10 protein-coding genes are annotated in these 14865 nt (G+C 64.4%); all 10 read left to right on the plus strand.

What is annotated here, in order from left to right; genetic code table 11:
- A partial coding sequence (locus AC3XYG_RS10840; RefSeq protein ID WP_489139839.1) for a calcium-binding protein occupies positions 1 to 849 on the plus strand: 849 nt, incomplete at its 5' end.
- A gap of 310 nt (positions 850 to 1159) precedes the next feature.
- Positions 1160 to 2317 (plus strand): acyltransferase family protein, encoded by a 1158-nt coding sequence (locus AC3XYG_RS10845; protein WP_489139840.1) that lies wholly within the window; start codon positions 1160 to 1162, stop codon positions 2315 to 2317.
- Between the two features lie 135 nt (positions 2318 to 2452).
- On the plus strand, positions 2453 to 3799 hold the full coding sequence (locus tag AC3XYG_RS10850; protein ID WP_489139841.1) for a lipopolysaccharide biosynthesis protein: 1347 nt from the start codon (positions 2453 to 2455) through the stop codon (positions 3797 to 3799).
- 12 nt (positions 3800 to 3811) lie between these two features.
- Positions 3812 to 5026: a glycosyltransferase gene (locus tag AC3XYG_RS10855; RefSeq protein ID WP_489139842.1), complete on the plus strand. Its 1215-nt coding sequence runs from the start codon at positions 3812 to 3814 to the stop codon at positions 5024 to 5026.
- Positions 5026 to 6183 (plus strand): polysaccharide pyruvyl transferase family protein, encoded by a 1158-nt coding sequence (locus AC3XYG_RS10860; RefSeq protein ID WP_489139843.1) that lies wholly within the window; start codon positions 5026 to 5028, stop codon positions 6181 to 6183. Before AC3XYG_RS10855 ends, AC3XYG_RS10860 begins: the two co-directional genes overlap by 1 nt.
- Before the next feature lie 539 nt (positions 6184 to 6722).
- Complete coding sequence (locus AC3XYG_RS10865) at positions 6723 to 7709, plus strand: NAD-dependent epimerase/dehydratase family protein (RefSeq protein ID WP_489139844.1); 987 nt, start codon at positions 6723 to 6725, stop codon at positions 7707 to 7709.
- Between the two features lie 127 nt (positions 7710 to 7836).
- Entirely contained in the window at positions 7837 to 9057 is a 1221-nt protein-coding gene (locus tag AC3XYG_RS10870) for a glycosyltransferase family 4 protein (protein ID WP_489139845.1), read from the plus strand.
- Between the two features lie 126 nt (positions 9058 to 9183).
- A complete protein-coding gene (locus AC3XYG_RS10875) occupies positions 9184 to 10413 on the plus strand; it encodes an SGNH/GDSL hydrolase family protein (RefSeq protein ID WP_489139846.1) in 1230 nt (409 codons plus the stop codon).
- A gap of 230 nt (positions 10414 to 10643) precedes the next feature.
- Positions 10644 to 13676 carry a beta strand repeat-containing protein gene (locus tag AC3XYG_RS10880; RefSeq protein ID WP_489139847.1) on the plus strand — a complete coding sequence of 1011 codons (3033 nt, stop codon included), beginning with the start codon at positions 10644 to 10646 and terminating at the stop codon, positions 13674 to 13676.
- A 109-nt stretch (positions 13677 to 13785) separates the two neighbouring features.
- On the plus strand, positions 13786 to 14865 hold a 1080-nt coding region (locus AC3XYG_RS10885), incomplete at its 3' end, for a calcium-binding protein (RefSeq protein WP_489139848.1).

Here is a 14865-nt window from a genome sequence, read left to right on the forward strand (position 1 = left end):
GCGGATTCCTCGCAGAACACGGGCGAGGCGGCGGGCGACACCTATGTCAGCATCGAGAACCTGTGGGGCACGGCCTTCAACGACACGCTGACCGGCGACGGCGGTGCCAACATCCTGTTCGGCAATGACGGCGACGACATCCTGAATGGCGGTGCCGGCGACGACACGCTGCAGGGTGGCAATGGTGCCGACACCCTCAACGGCGATGTCGGGGCCGATGCGCTCTACGGCAACGATGGCGTCGACACGCTGAACGGCAGCGACGGCGACGACCGGCTGGTCGGCGGCGCCGGGGCCGATGTGCTGAATGGCGGCGCCGGGTCGGACTGGGCCTACTACCACACCAGCTCGGCGGGCGTGACCGTCAACCTGGCCACCGGCACCGGCACCGGCGGCGATGCCCAGGGCGATACCTATGTCAGCATCGAGAACATCTACGGCTCGGCCTTCAACGACACGCTGACCGGCAATGCCGGCTCCAACGTCCTGCTGGGCAACAGCGGCCAGGACACGCTGACCGGCGGCGCCGGCAACGACTTCTTCGTCTTCCGGGCTGTCAGCGACAGCACGGTGGCGGCGCCGGACACGATCACCGACTTCTCGCACGGGCAGGGCGACAAGATCGACCTGCGGCCGATCGATGCCGACGGCAACGCCGGCAACGGCGACACCGCCTTCACCTTTACCGCGGGCGGCGCCTTCTCCGGCTCGGGGCATGAGGTGATCGTCCAGGAAGCCGGGGCAGGGGTCTTCACCGTCCTGGGTGACGTCAACGGGGATGGCGTCGCCGACTTTGCCATCACCGTCCACTCCTCCGTTGCCCTGGTGGCAGGCGACTTCCTGCTCTAAGGATCCAGGAGGCCATCAAGACAGGGGCCCCGGCTTCGGCCGGGGCCCTTTGTCGTTTCATCGCCATGCAGCCGGCTACGGGTCTCCGCCGAAATTCGGGCCGGCTGGATCGCTCTGCGCCTTTCGGCTGAGTGCTGCCACATCATTGCAACCATGCGGACGCAGGATTGACATTCTCCGGCGTTAATCGGTCATCCGCGTTGAACTCCGGCCGCAGCCTATGCAACAAGGGCGTCCGTGATTTCATTCGTTCCGATAGCGGCCTGGCATTCGCCGGGCACGGTTGGCCTTGTGGGCACTGGATCTTCGTATGCTGAATATCCTCCAGCTTTCTCGATCTGATCGCCGTTTGGCGCCCGGCCCCACCAAAATCGTGCGTGAGATCGAACTGGATGTCACACGGGGCGTCGCGATCTTCCTGGCCATGGGCTGGCATTTCAACGACCTCTCCACGGGGATTCCGCCGATCGACTGGCTGCTCGCACCCGGCCGCCTGTTCGGCTGGGCCGGGGTCGACCTGTTCTTCGTTCTCAGTGGCTTCCTGGTCGGGCGCCTGATCTTCAACGAATATCAGCGGACCGGGACATTCCACGCGCGTCGCTTTCTCGTCCGCCGCGCGCTCAAGATCTGGCCGATCCTGTATTTCTTCCTGGTCTGTCAACTGTTGGTAGGCTTCAAACCCTGGGAGACGTATCTGCCGCAGATTTTTTTCCATGTGCAGAATTTCTGGAAAACTCCGATCCTGCATCTATGGAGCCTGGCGGTTGAAGAGCATTTCTATCTGATCTTCGCGTTCTGCTTCACCTGGTTCGCGGCATCCCGGTCGAAGCACCCGGCCAGGATCATCCATTTCATCATTCCCGTCCTGCTCGTGCCGCCGCTACTCAGGGCGTTGGCCGTCTGGCTCTCCGTCGATCCGTTGGATATCCAGTGGCAGACCCAGTACCGGGCCGATGCCCTGTCGCTCGGCGTAATCCTGGCGGCGCTGGCCGTGTTCAAGAAGGCCGAGTTCGAAAAGCTGCTGAACTATCGCTGGCTCTATCTCGCGGTGGTCATCGGCGGGTGTACGATTTTGGGCTTCTCCACCCTGTACAGTGAGTTCAGCTCGGTGTTCGGGTTCACGATCGCCTATCTGACCGCTGGTGCATTCCTGCTGTTATCCTACAAGAATCCGGTCATCCTTCGTTTCCCGGCCGTCTTCACGCCGCTGGCGACGATCGGAGTCTATTCATACGCCATGTATATCTGGCATCCTGGCATGGTCAGGGTGTCCGAATATGCCGTTCGCTATATCAGCGGCATGCCCTATGAAAACCTCATTCTCCTGCTCATTCGCTACGGCGGTGCCATCCTGATCGCAGCCGTCGTGACCAAGCTGATCGAACGGCCTTTCCTCGCCCTCCGGGACTACATTTTCCCGCGATCGGACGAGAAAGCGATCGGTCTGTCGCTGCAGAAGAGCGGATAAGGACACCGTGCCCCGGATATTGGAAGTCTCGATCGCCTGGACGATGCAGGTTCGCATGACGTTCGTCGGACCGCTGGGATGCCACACGGCGCCTTGTCGCGGGCATGCTCACATTCTTTGCACGGGTGCGACCCGATGAAGTCGCTTTTCCGCGGCGGAGTCCAGCTCCTGGGCGGGAAGATCGTCGCCGGTTTCGGGCTATTCGCGGCGAATGTCGTCCTCGCCAGGGCGCTCTCGCCGGCCGAATACGGCGCTTATGCCGTGGTGTTTTCGGTGCTCGTGATCGCGGCGATGGTCGCACAGTTCGGGTTGAACATCGGCGTGATCCGCTTCGCGGCCGCAGGGCTTGCGACCCAGCGCTTCGGCCAGGTGCGGGCGACGTTGCGGCTGGTCGCCATCTTCGGGATCGCCTTCGCGGCCCTCATCGGCATCATCCTGTCGCTGCAGCCGGGCGCCTATCTGTTCGGCACCGTCCTCAACGTCCCGATGCTGGCGGGGCTGACCCCGCTGATCGGTCTCTGGGTCTTCCTCTATGCCATCAAGGACACCGCGATCGAAGGTCTGCGCGCCTTCGAGCGGATGGGATGGTATGCGCTGCTCAGCGGGGCATTCACCAATGCCGGCCTGCTGCTCGCCTTCGGGGCCATCCTGCTGCTCGGCATCCATCTCGATCTTCGCGGTGCCCTGATCGCGTCGCTCCTGTGCTGGGTGCTGCCCGTCATCCTCGCCTTTTGGCGGGTGGGCGTGGAGTATACCCGGCTGCCGGAAGGCGAGGGGACCCTGACCAGCCGGGAACTCCTGACCGCCAGCATTCCGGCGATGGGCACCTTCGTCCTGTTCTTCCTGCAGGGCTACGCCCCGATCTGGATCGTTTCGGCCACGCGCTCGCCGGAGGAGACCGCGATCCTTGCCGCCATCATGCGGCTGCAGGAAATCGGCATCTTGCCGCTGTCGGTGGTCTATTCCCTGTCCGGCCCGATCATCGCCAGCCATTTCGCCAAACGGAACACGGCCGAACTCGAGCGGATGTGCCGGATCTTCGCCACGGTCGGCGCCGTGCCTTATCTGCTGTTCATGATCATGCTGGCGTTGCCCGGTGACCGGCTGTTCGCTGCGATCTTCGGCCCGCAATATGCTGCCGGATACATCCCGCTCCTGATCTTCTGCGGCCAGCGGCTGGTCGGCGCGTGGGGTGGGGTCTCGCACGTCGCCCTGGTCATGACCGGCCACCAGAAGGCCGGGCTGTGGATCTCGATCGTGTCGACCCTGATCCTGTTCGTCGGCGGCGTGCTAATCACGCCCCATTACGGGCTGGTGGGGATGGGCATCGTGGCCGTGGCTTCCGTCACCATGCGCACCGTCGCCAGCTGGTTCGTCCTGAAGCGCAGTGTGGGCATCGCCACGCATGCCTGGTTCAGCCTCAGAATGGCCAGACCATCCTTCTGGCGCGAGACCTTGCGCCAGGTCGCGAGAGTCCCGTAGGAGACGCCGCGCATGTCCCAGAACCGGAATGGCGAGCGGCCTGTCCTCGTGCCCATCCATGCCCCGAGATGGGGCGGGGTTCACGGCTTGCAGGAAACGCTTGGCCGCGCCTTGGCCGCGCAAGGCTGGCCGCTGCTGGTCGCCCTGCCGGAGGCGGACCTGGAGGCAGCCCAGCGCCTGTCTTCCGCCGGGGTCGAGGTCCTGCCGCTGCCATTGAGCCGGTTCCGGCGCAGCCGTGATCCGGTCGAGCATTTCCGCTCCGCCGCGGGCCTGATCCGCGACGTGCGCCGGCTGCGCGGCTTGATCCGGGAGCGGGATGTCGCGATCGTCACGGTCTGCGGCCTGCACAACATCCACGGCGCCATCGCCGCCCGGCGCGGCGGCACGCCCTTGGTCTGGCAACTGCTCAGCGCCATGATTCCCGGCCCGATCCGGCGGGCCACCATGCCCTTCATCATGCGCAGCGCGGATGTGGTCATGACCAATGGCGGCGGCCCGGCGGTGCAGGCCGCCTTTCCCGGCCTGGGCCGGATCGGCGAACGGTGGCTACCCTTCTTCAATCCGGTCGACACGGCCCAGTTCCGGCCCGATCCGGAGCGCCGTGCCGAAGCACGCCGACGCCTCGGCTTCGGCCCGGACGACATCGTTGTCGGCACTGTCGGCAACCGGACGATCCAGAAGGGGCATGACGCCTTCGTCGAGGCCGCGGCCGAGGCCTCCGCGAGAAATCCGCGTCTGCGATTCTGCATCGTCGGCGCCCCGGTCGAGTCCAATGCCGACTGGTACCGCAGCGAGGTTGTCGCAAAGGCCCAGGGGCTTGGCCTGCTGACGCGCCCGGATCTCGTCATCGTCGATGGCGGGCGCGCCGTGGCCGAACTGCTGCCGGCTTTCGACATCTTCGCAATGACCTCCCGCAGCGAGGGCATCCCGATCTCCATGATCGAAGCCATGGCGACGAGCCTCGCCACGGTGGTGCCCGATGTCGGCGGCATGGCCGAGGCGTCGCCCGACGGACAGAGCGGGCGGGTGTTGCAGGCCCCGCGGCCCGCCGACTATGCCGCCGCCTGGCTTGCGCTTGCCGAGGATGAGGCGGGGCGTCGTGCCCTGGGAGAGGCCGGGCGCGATCTCGCGATCCGCCGCTATTCGCCCGAGGCCGTCGCGTCGGTCTATGTCGATGCATTCGAACGCGCCGTGGCGCATCGCAGCGGTCAGGCAGGCGGGCGGTGATGGGCAGATGGGTTTTCCTCGGCTACATCGGCGCCGGCAATGTCGGCGACGACCTGATGGCGGAGAGCTTCCTGAAGAAGCTCGATCCCGCGGCGTTGCCGGAGGTGGTGTTCCTGGGGCGGTCCGCCGATCGCCCGAAGTTCCTGGAGGGCGTCCCGGTGCAGTATGCCCGGGCGACCCCGAAGGCCAGCCTGCGGCACGTGGTGGGGGCGAAGGGGCTGGTCATGCTGGGCGGCACCAATTTCCACGATGCCGTCTCCGACGCGGAGTGGCGCCCCTTCCGTCGCAAGCTGATGACCCTCGCCGCCGTGTTCGCGCTCTGTCGCCTGTTCGGCGGCAAGGTCGTTCATCTCAGCATCGGGGTTGGCCCGCTGGCGCGACCCGATGCCCGTCGCATCGCCGCAATCGCGCTGAAGCTCGGCTCCGTCGTCGTCCTGCGCGACCGCAAATCGTTCGAACTCTGCCGGTCGCTCGGGCTGCGCCGGGCGCACGAGGCGCGGGATCTTGCCTTTCTTGATCTAGATCCGCCGACGGAGCTGCCGACGGCGGATCGGCGTCTTCTCGGGATCGCGCCGACCACCCTGGCCAACCTGCCGGGCGTTCCCGGCGAGATCGATGCGGCGTTCTGGGATCGGGCCTGCGAGCGGCTTCGCCAAGCCGCCGGGGCCGGGCTGATATCGAAGGTAAGGGTCTTCGCCTTCAATGTTAGCGACGGGCTGTCCGACGATCGCCAGCTTTGCCAGGACATCCTGGGCCGCCTGGAGCGCTTGGGGGTCGAGGCGGAACTGGTCGCCTATGACGAGACGCCCGAAGCGATGCAGCGCTCGATGCAGGATTGCGAGTGGTTCATGGCCTTTCGCTATCACTCGGCGATCATGGCCGGCCTCCTGCAGCGACGGCTCGTCCTCGTGCCGTATCATCGGAAGGTCGTCCATCTCGTCGAGCAGCTCGGGCTCAGCGCTGCCGACGTTCTGGACGTGGAGCAACCATCGATCGATGCCGTCCATCGCGAGATCGATCGTCTCATGGACCGCCTTGGCGAGGTTGGCCGGCCGGTCATCGATCGGGCGGCCATTGCGGCCAGCCTGGACCGGGCCCTGGCTCTGGCGGCCGAAGCGGGCGTGCCGTTTTCCACATCTTCCGGTCGCGGGGACTGAAGACGGCACCGATCACGATGTTGCCCGCCGATGGTCCGATGAATGCCATTATTCGGTGAACAATGGATCTTTGACAGGGCCTTGCGCTTATGGGCGTGATGAAACCGGCACGACGGCCCGGCTGGGTCGGCCGCCTTCTTGCGGGCAGGCCTGGAATTGAAGTCGGGTGGTAGGAAAAAATAGGCCTCTGATGATTTATTGGAATAACACTTCGAAACGAATTTGCCGGAATGGAATATATGGAAAACGACCGGCAGTTATTCATTGGTATGCCTCTGGATGAAGGCCGAGTCGAATGTATCCGGTGGATCTCATATGTGCGGAGGAAGGGTGGGCGCCGCATTTTCGGATTTGACGGGCGGCGGGCCTGCTGGCAGAAGTTGGTCTGGAATTGTCGGGATTGCTAAAAACTCGCGGCTCGGCCAGGCAGCGCGCATCCAATTCGACGGCTGGTGCGCTGGAGTCGAGACCGAGCTAGCGGAACTCGAGCATCGGAAGTGTTCTCGATGTTCGCACGCGGAACAAAAAGGGGATCTGCAGTGAAGACAGCACTCGTATTGGGCGGCGGCGGTTTTATTGGGTCTCACCTGGTCAAGCGGCTCAAGAAAGAGGGCTTCTGGGTCCGCGCCGCCGACCTCAAATACCCGGAATTCTCGGAGACCGAGGCTGACGATTTCATCGTTGCCGATCTCCGGGATCCGCAAAATTGCCGCTCGATCATCGACCGCAAGTTTGATGAGATCTATCAGCTGGCGGCCGATATGGGTGGCGCAGGCTTCATTTTCACCGGAGAAAATGATGCCGAGATCATGCACAACTCGGCCACGATTAATCTGAATGTCCTGGATGCCGCCTATCGGCGGAACAGCAAGACGATCTTCTATTCGTCGTCCGCCTGCATGTATCCGGAACACAATCAGCGCGATCCCCAGGCGCCCGTGACGCGCGAGGACAGCGCGTATCCGGCCAATCCCGACAGCGAGTATGGCTGGGAGAAGCTGTTCAGCGAGCGGCTGTACCTGGCGTACCAGAAGAACCACGGCTTCAAGGCCCGGGTTGCCCGCTACCACAATATCTTCGGGCCCGAGGGCACCTGGGCGGGTGGCCGCGAGAAGGCCCCGGCCGCGATCTGCCGCAAGGTCGCGGAAGCGGCGGATGGCGGTGAGATCGAGGTCTGGGGCGACGGTGAGCAGACGCGGTCCTTCCTGTACATCGACGAGTGCATCGAAGGCACGATCCGGCTGACCCGTTCCAACTTCTCCGGCCCGGTGAACATCGGCTCCGAGGAGATGGTCTCGATCAACCAGCTCGTGCATCTGGTGACGAAGATCGGCCAGAAGGACATCCGGATCCGGAATATTCCGGGACCCACCGGCGTGCGCGGCCGGAATTCGCACACTGAGCTGATCACGAAGATGCTGGGCTGGGCGCCGAGCAACAGCCTCGAGGCCGGTCTGCGGCAGACCTATCCGTGGATCGAGCGGCAGGTTCTCAGCCTTCGGCAGAAGCTGGGCGTGGCTGCATAAATGATAAAGTTGGACGACGGCGCTTCCCGCGCCGTCGTCCGCTCGATCATTGAGATGATTTTGACGTTCGGGCGGCCAAGCTCTCCCGCCCCGGCACGGGTCCGATCCGAGGGGATTTTGAGACGAAATGCGGATTGCGATCTGTGACTACGCTGGTCACCCGTTTCAGGTCCAGCTCAGCCGGTCCCTGGCCAGCCGGGGGCACGATGTCCTGCACCTGTATTCGGCCGATCTGGTCGGACCCAAAGGAGCGGTCGGACGCCTTGCCGCCGACCCCGATACCTTTGCCGTCGAGGGGCTTGCGACAGGGGTGCCGGTCGCCCGGATGAATCTTGTCCAGCGCCGCCGGCAGGAGGCACAGATGGGCAAGCTGTTCGCCGCCCGGTGCCGGCGCTTCCAGCCCGATGTCATCGTGTCCGCGAACATGCCGCTCGATGCCCAGACCAGGCTGATGGCCGAGGCGCGGCGCGCGGATGTGCGCTTCGTGTTCTGGTTGCAGGACATCATCTCGGTGGCGATGGAGAAGATCCTCGGCAAGCGGCATTTTGCCTATCGCCTGGTCGCCGCCGCCTACGGCCGCAAAGAAAGGCGCATGCTGCGCCAGAGCGATGCGGTGGTCGCAATTTCTGATGATTTCGTCCCTATCCTGCGGGACTGGCATGTCGATGCGTCCAAGATCCACGTCATTCCGAACTGGGCTCCGATCCAGGATATTCCCGTCGGGGACAAGGCAAATGATTGGGCGCGGCGGCTTGGCCTGACGGAGAATCGGGTCGTTCTCTATGCCGGCACCCTTGGGCTCAAGCACAATCCCCAGAAAATCGTCGACGTCGCAGTCGCGGCGGCGGGCCTCGACGACGTCAGGATCCTGGTGGCATCCGAGGGCGTCGGTGCGGATTATATTCGCGACGAAGCCGGCCGCGCCGGGTTGAAGAACCTCATCTCGCTGCCGTTCCAGTCGGTCGCGGACTTCGCCCAGATGCTGGCCACGGCAGATGTCCTGGTTGTCCTGATCGAGAAGGAAGCCGGCATCTTCTCGGTGCCGTCGAAGCTCCTGTCATACCTGTGTGCCGGGCGGTCGGTGCTGCTGTCGGTGCCGCGCGAGAATCTGGCGGCGCGGATCGTCGATCAGGGTAAACTCGGAATCGTCGTCGACCCGGACGACGACAAGGCATTCGTCTCCGCCGCCTTGGATCTCATCGGCAACACCGAGGCCCGCCTTGGGTATGCCCGGGCGGCCCGGCACTATGCGGAAGATACGTTCGAGATCGGCAGGATCACGGACCGGTTCGAAGATGTGATCCATTCGGCGGCCGCGCGGCCCGCCAGCGCGACGAATGCTGCTTAGAGGGGTGGTTGATCCCGGGCTTTGACAGCGATGCCCGTGACCTCGGGCATCGGCTGAAGGCGCCAAAGGGCCGAGCGCCCCACGATTGAAGCGGTTCGAGTCTCAGTCGAAAATGGGAGCGTCCTGTTGAGCAAATCTGATGTCCCGACACGGGCCCCCGCCGATGGCGTGACGGCGCCGGAAAAGCGCCGGCGGGCACCGCCGATCGAAATCCTGTACGCCGACGACATGTTCCTGGCCGAAGGGATCCCGCTCGACCTCTATCCCGACAGCATCCAGCAGACCGAAAGCACCGGGAAATCATACGTGCTCACGGTCGAGAGCCAGCGCTCGGGCATCGTGCGGAAGCCGTTCCTGAAGGACAGCGTCGGCCAGTCGATCGAACTCGACCCGGCGCGCGTCGGCCCGCCGCTGCTCAATCTCATCGTCCGGCGATACCGGGACACGACCAGCACGCGCCGGGCGAACTACCGATATGCCCGCTCCGTCCACGGCCACACGGCGGCGGCGCCCTACAGCGGCAGCATGCGGGTGGCGATGGTCGGCGACTCGATCTGGGCGAACGACGTCGTCAACTACACCAAGCTGGAACTGCAGAATCTCGGCTACACCGTCCAGATGATCGGGACGATGAACAACGTCGGATCGCTCGGCGAGGCCCGGGTGCAGGCGAAGGCCAGCGACATCACCTATGCCACCACCGCCAAGGCCCCGATCGTCAGCGTTCCCGACTACAACGCCCGCGACAGCGTGCAGGCCAACCCCAGCGGCAAATGGGCGTACAACCCGTTCATCCGCCCGGCCGTCGACGGCGATCCGCCGGGCTTCGTCAAGAACGGCTACATCTTCGACTACGCCGACTACCTCACGAAGTTCAGCCTGGCGTCGCCGGATTTCATCGCGGTCAACCTCGGCACCAACGACATCTGGGGCCTGCCGTCGCCGGACAGCCTGAACAGCATCGCGGACGCGCTGGACATCATCTACCAGCAATGCCGCACGGCGGCGCCGAATGCCCAGATCGGCCTGTTCTTCCCCCGTCCCGCCGAGACCGGGACCTCCAATCCGGTCTGGGACGATGAGTACAAGGACGCGATCCGCGCCCTGATGGTCTATGTCAGGGACAAGCGCGCGGGCGGCGACACCAGGCTGTGGTGCGTCGCCCTGTGGGCGCATATGTCGCCCAATGGCGGGTTCGTGGTGGAGGGGTCGTCGAACGTGACGGTCTCGGTCGACCCCGACAGCCAGATGAAGACGATCGAACTGAACGACTACCTGCACCCGTTCACGGCCGGCCGGCGTCAGATCGCCGAGGTGGTCACATCCTGGGTCGCCTGCTGCCAGCAGGGCGTCTGAGCCCGACCGAAACGGTGATCTGCGGTCCGATCGGCCTGATGGGTCTCGCCGACGAGGTCGATCGTTGCCCCGGCCTTCAGCTCTCTGGAGGCGTGGGGCGACAGGGAATTGAGTCCCAGTCGGGGTGACGCGGGGCCGGCGGGGCGCTATGCTGACCTCCAGCATCATAAATATCATACATATTTTGCTATATTAGAAAACAAATCCAACTTACTGCTGGAGAATGTCAGATGACGACCATCAACCGGACATCGCTGATTGAGCTCTCACCCGATTTTCCGCTGGGAGATACTTATCAATATACGTCCGATATCTCTGCCGGTGGCGACCAGGTCACGGCACAGTCCTATTACAGCATCGCCGTTTTTGACCAGAATGGCGAGGAGGTTTTCAAGCGCCAGGGTGGGGTATCCAATAGCACCCCCTATGGCGCGGATGTTTTGAAATATTCCGGAGCGTCAATTTCTGATGACGGAAGATATATATTGTACACTGAGGAATTTAGCAGCATATATAAAGAATCTTATAGCGAATACACAAATGTCTTATTATTTGATAAATATACTGGAGAAGAGAAGACGATATACACAGATTATGCCACTTACCCATATCATGTGGCTTCCTTTGTCGGAAATATTTCTCAAGATGGTCATTGGATTTTACTGGAAACTGACTCAACCAGTATCATCTCTGGGGATACCAATAATGCGCAGGATATTTTTCTGCGAGACGTGATGTCCGGCGCAGTCACCCGGGTTTCGGTTGGCAATGATGGCAGCCAGGCCAATGGCTTCTCCTATGGCGGCATCTTGTCGGCGAGCGACCGGTTCGTCGGCTTCGGGAGTGTCGCGACCAATCTGGTGGCCGGCGACACGAATGGCCTGTCGGACGTGTTCGTCCGCGACCTTGCGCTGGGCACGACAACCAGGATTTCCGTTGCCACGGATGGCGGGCAGGCCAATGGGCCGTCGTCATTGGATGCCATTTCGGGCGACGGTCGCTTTGTCGTCTTCGACAGCACGGCCTCCAACCTCGCCGCGGGCGATACCAATGGCGCCAACGATATCTTCGTGCGGGATACGGTGCTGGGCACGACGACACGGGTATCGGTTGCCTCGGGTGGCGGGCAGGCGAATGGCGAATCTTCCTGGGCTTCGATATCCGGCGATGGGCGCTACGTCGTCTTCCAAAGCGATGCGAGCAATCTCGTCGACGGCGACACCAACGGGCACACCGACATCTTCCTGCGCGATATGGTGACCGGCGTGGTGATCCGGCTGTCGCTGACGATCGATGGCCATGAGGCCAACGGTGATTCGGTGCATCCCGAGATCAGCGCCGATGGCCACACCGTGGTGTTTTCCAGCAATGCAACCAACCTGGTTCCGGGCGACACGAACGGCCAGACCGACGGATTCAGGCTCTCGCTGATCGCGACGCAGGGCGCCGATCTGCTTCTGGGATCGGCCGGCGCCGACGTGCTGCAGGGCTTCGGCGGCGGCGACGTCCTGATCGGCGGCGCCGGGGCGGACCGGCTGGAGGGCAATGACGGCATCGACACTGCCAGCTATAGCACCAGCGCCGCGGCCGTGACCGTCGACCTCCGCCCCGTGACGGGGACGGGGACGGGTGGTGATGCCCAGGGCGACACGCTGACCGGCATCGAGAACCTGACCGGGTCTGCCTTCGCCGACACGCTCTACGGCAACGCACTCGCCAATGTCCTGATCGGCGGTGGCGGGAACGACCAGCTCTTCGGCAGTGACGGCGACGATGTGCTCCAGGGTGGGGCCGGAGCCGACACGATGGATGGCGGTCTCGGCCGCAACACGGCGACCTATGCCGGGGGAACGGTGGGGGTCAGCATCAACCTGGCCACCGGTGAAGGCCATGGCGGCGACGCCGAAGGCGACCATTTGACCAATATCGGCGTCGTCATCGGCACGGCGGTGGCCGACGTGTTGACGGGGTCGGCCGCCGCGGACGCGCTGCAAGGCTCGGGCGGCGACGATGTGCTTCAGGGCGGGGCCGGGGCGGACACGCTGGATGGCGGGGTCGGCAACGACACGGCGAGCTATGCCGGCAGCAGCGTGGCCGTGACCGTCAGCCTGACCAGCCACACCGGCAGCGGCGGTGACGCCCAGGGCGATACCCTGACAAGCATCGAGAACCTGATCGGCTCGGCTTTCAACGACAGCCTCTACGGCGACGCCGGCGCCAACATTCTGACCGGCGGCGCCGGGGCCGATTATCTCGACGGCCGCGATGGCATCGACACCGCGGACTATTCCGCGTCGTCCACCGGCGTCACGGCCAGCCTGACCGGCACCAGCCATGGCGGCGACGCCGAGGGCGACCGACTGATCAATATCGAAAACATCGTCGGCTCGGCCTTCTCCGACAGCCTCACCGGCGATGCCGGCGCCAACACCCTGTCCGGCGGCGCTGGCAATGATGTCCTTCGCGGCGGCGCCGGGGCCGACCGGCTGGATGGCGGTGCCGGCAGCGACACCGTCAGCTATTCCGAAAGCAGCGTCGCGGTCACCATCAACCTCGCCACCGGCGCGGCAACGGGCGGCAACGCCCAGGGCGACGTCTTCATCAGCATCGAGAACGTCAATGGCAGCCTGGGCAGCGACAGCCTGACCGGCGATGCCGGCGCCAACATCCTGCAGGGCCTCGCCGGCAACGACACCCTCCGCGGCGGCGCCGGCGCCGACCGGCTGATCGGCGGCGACGGCATCGACACCGTCACCTACACCGACAGCTCAGCCGGCGTGACGGTCAGCCTGACCAGCCGGGCCGGCAGCGGCGGTGACGCCCAGGGCGACTATATCGAAGCCGAGAACGTCAACGGTTCGAACTTCAACGACGGGCTGTACGGCGATGCCGGATCGAACGTGCTGAACGGCTGGGCCGGCAAGGACGTGCTGCAAGGCGGCGGCGGCGCCGACCGCTTCGTGTTCTCCGCCGCCAGCCACACCGCAGCCGGCGCCAATGCCGACCGCATCACCGATTTCAGCCACACCCAGGGCGACAGGATCGACCTGTCGGCGATCGACGCCCGCAGCAATGCCGCCGGCGACCAGGCCTTCCACTTCATCGGCAGCGCCGCCTACAGCTTCACCGCCGGCGAGTTGCACTACGCCTTCTCCGGCAGCACCACCATCATCGGCGGCGACATCAACGGCGACGGCGTCTCCGACTTCAACATCGTTCTCTCCGGCAACATCGCCCTCGTCGCCGCCGACTTCGTGCTCTGACGCCGCCAGGGGTGGACGACGCCTCGCCTGCAGCGAAAGCGCCGTGTGCGAAAGGCGGCGCACCGTGCTGCGGTGATCGGAATTAATCTTCATACGGAAGGGAAGCGCCATGGCAATCATCAACGGCACGGATGGCAATGATACACTGATCGCCAGATCGCCAGGTGACGTCGTCAACGGCCTGGGGGGCAATGATTCGTTCACTGCTTATATACCTACGATTTCCGGAACTGTCTTCGATGGTGGCAGTGGCGTCGATACGATGTTTTACACTTACATGTATGGCACCACGGCCAACCTCGCGACAGGTCTCGCTAACAGCGATGGCCACGACCACACCCTCCGGAACATCGAGAACATTTTCGGCTCGATCTATGCCGACAACCTGACCGGCAATGACAGCAACAATCTTCTGCGCGGCGGTAACGGCGACGATATTCTCCATGGCGGCGGCGGCAACGATATCCTCGATGGCGGCGCCGGCGCCGACCTGATCGATGGCGGCGCCGGCATCGACACCGTCGCCTATGCCGGCTCGCAAGGCATTGGCGTGACGGTCGATCTGGCGGCAGGCACCAGCACCGGCGGGGCCGGCGGCGATACCCTCATCAGCATCGAGATCGTGACCGGGTCATCCTTTGACGACATTCTGTCCGGCAATGCCCAGCAGAACGTGCTGCGGGGCAGCGCGGGCGCCGACATTCTCATCGGCGCCGGCGGGGCCGATGCGCTCGATGGCGGCGACGGTTTCGACACCGCCTCCTACGCCACCGCCACCGCCGCCGTGGCGGTCGACCTCGCCAAGGGCACCGGCAGTGCGGGCGATGCCCTGGGCGACACGCTCACCGGCATCGAAGGGCTGATCGGAACGGCCCGCGCCGATATCCTGCGAGGGGACGCCGCGGCGAATATCATCGACGGCGGGGCGGGTGCCGACATCCTCGACGGGCGGGAGGGGACCGACACCGTCACCTACGAGGCCTCGACGGCGGGGGTTCGAGTCTCCCTCCTGACGGGCCTCGGCAGCGGGGGGGATGCCGAGGGCGACAGGCTGGCGGCCATCGAATCGCTGCACGGTTCCTCCCATGACGACGTCCTTGTCGGCGATGCCGGTTCGACCGAATTGCGGGGCGACGCCGGCGACGACCAGCTCCGCGGCGGCGCCGGCAGCGACTCTCTCTATGGCGGC

It is taken from the genome of Inquilinus sp., assembly GCF_057815775.1.

Bases quoted from the DNA above. Each gene is read 5' to 3' on its own strand.
- AC3XYG_RS10845 (WP_489139840.1), top strand. From the start codon at position 1,160: ATGCTGAATATCCTCCAGCTTTCTCGATCTGATCGCCGTTTGGCGCCC.
- AC3XYG_RS10850 (WP_489139841.1), top strand. From the start codon at position 2,453: ATGAAGTCGCTTTTCCGCGGCGGAGTCCAGCTCCTGGGCGGGAAGATC.
- AC3XYG_RS10855 (WP_489139842.1), top strand. From the start codon at position 3,812: ATGTCCCAGAACCGGAATGGCGAGCGGCCTGTCCTCGTGCCCATCCAT.
- AC3XYG_RS10860 (WP_489139843.1), top strand. From the start codon at position 5,026: ATGGGCAGATGGGTTTTCCTCGGCTACATCGGCGCCGGCAATGTCGGC.
- AC3XYG_RS10870 (WP_489139845.1), top strand. From the start codon at position 7,837: ATGCGGATTGCGATCTGTGACTACGCTGGTCACCCGTTTCAGGTCCAG.
- AC3XYG_RS10880 (WP_489139847.1), top strand. From the start codon at position 10,644: ATGACGACCATCAACCGGACATCGCTGATTGAGCTCTCACCCGATTTT.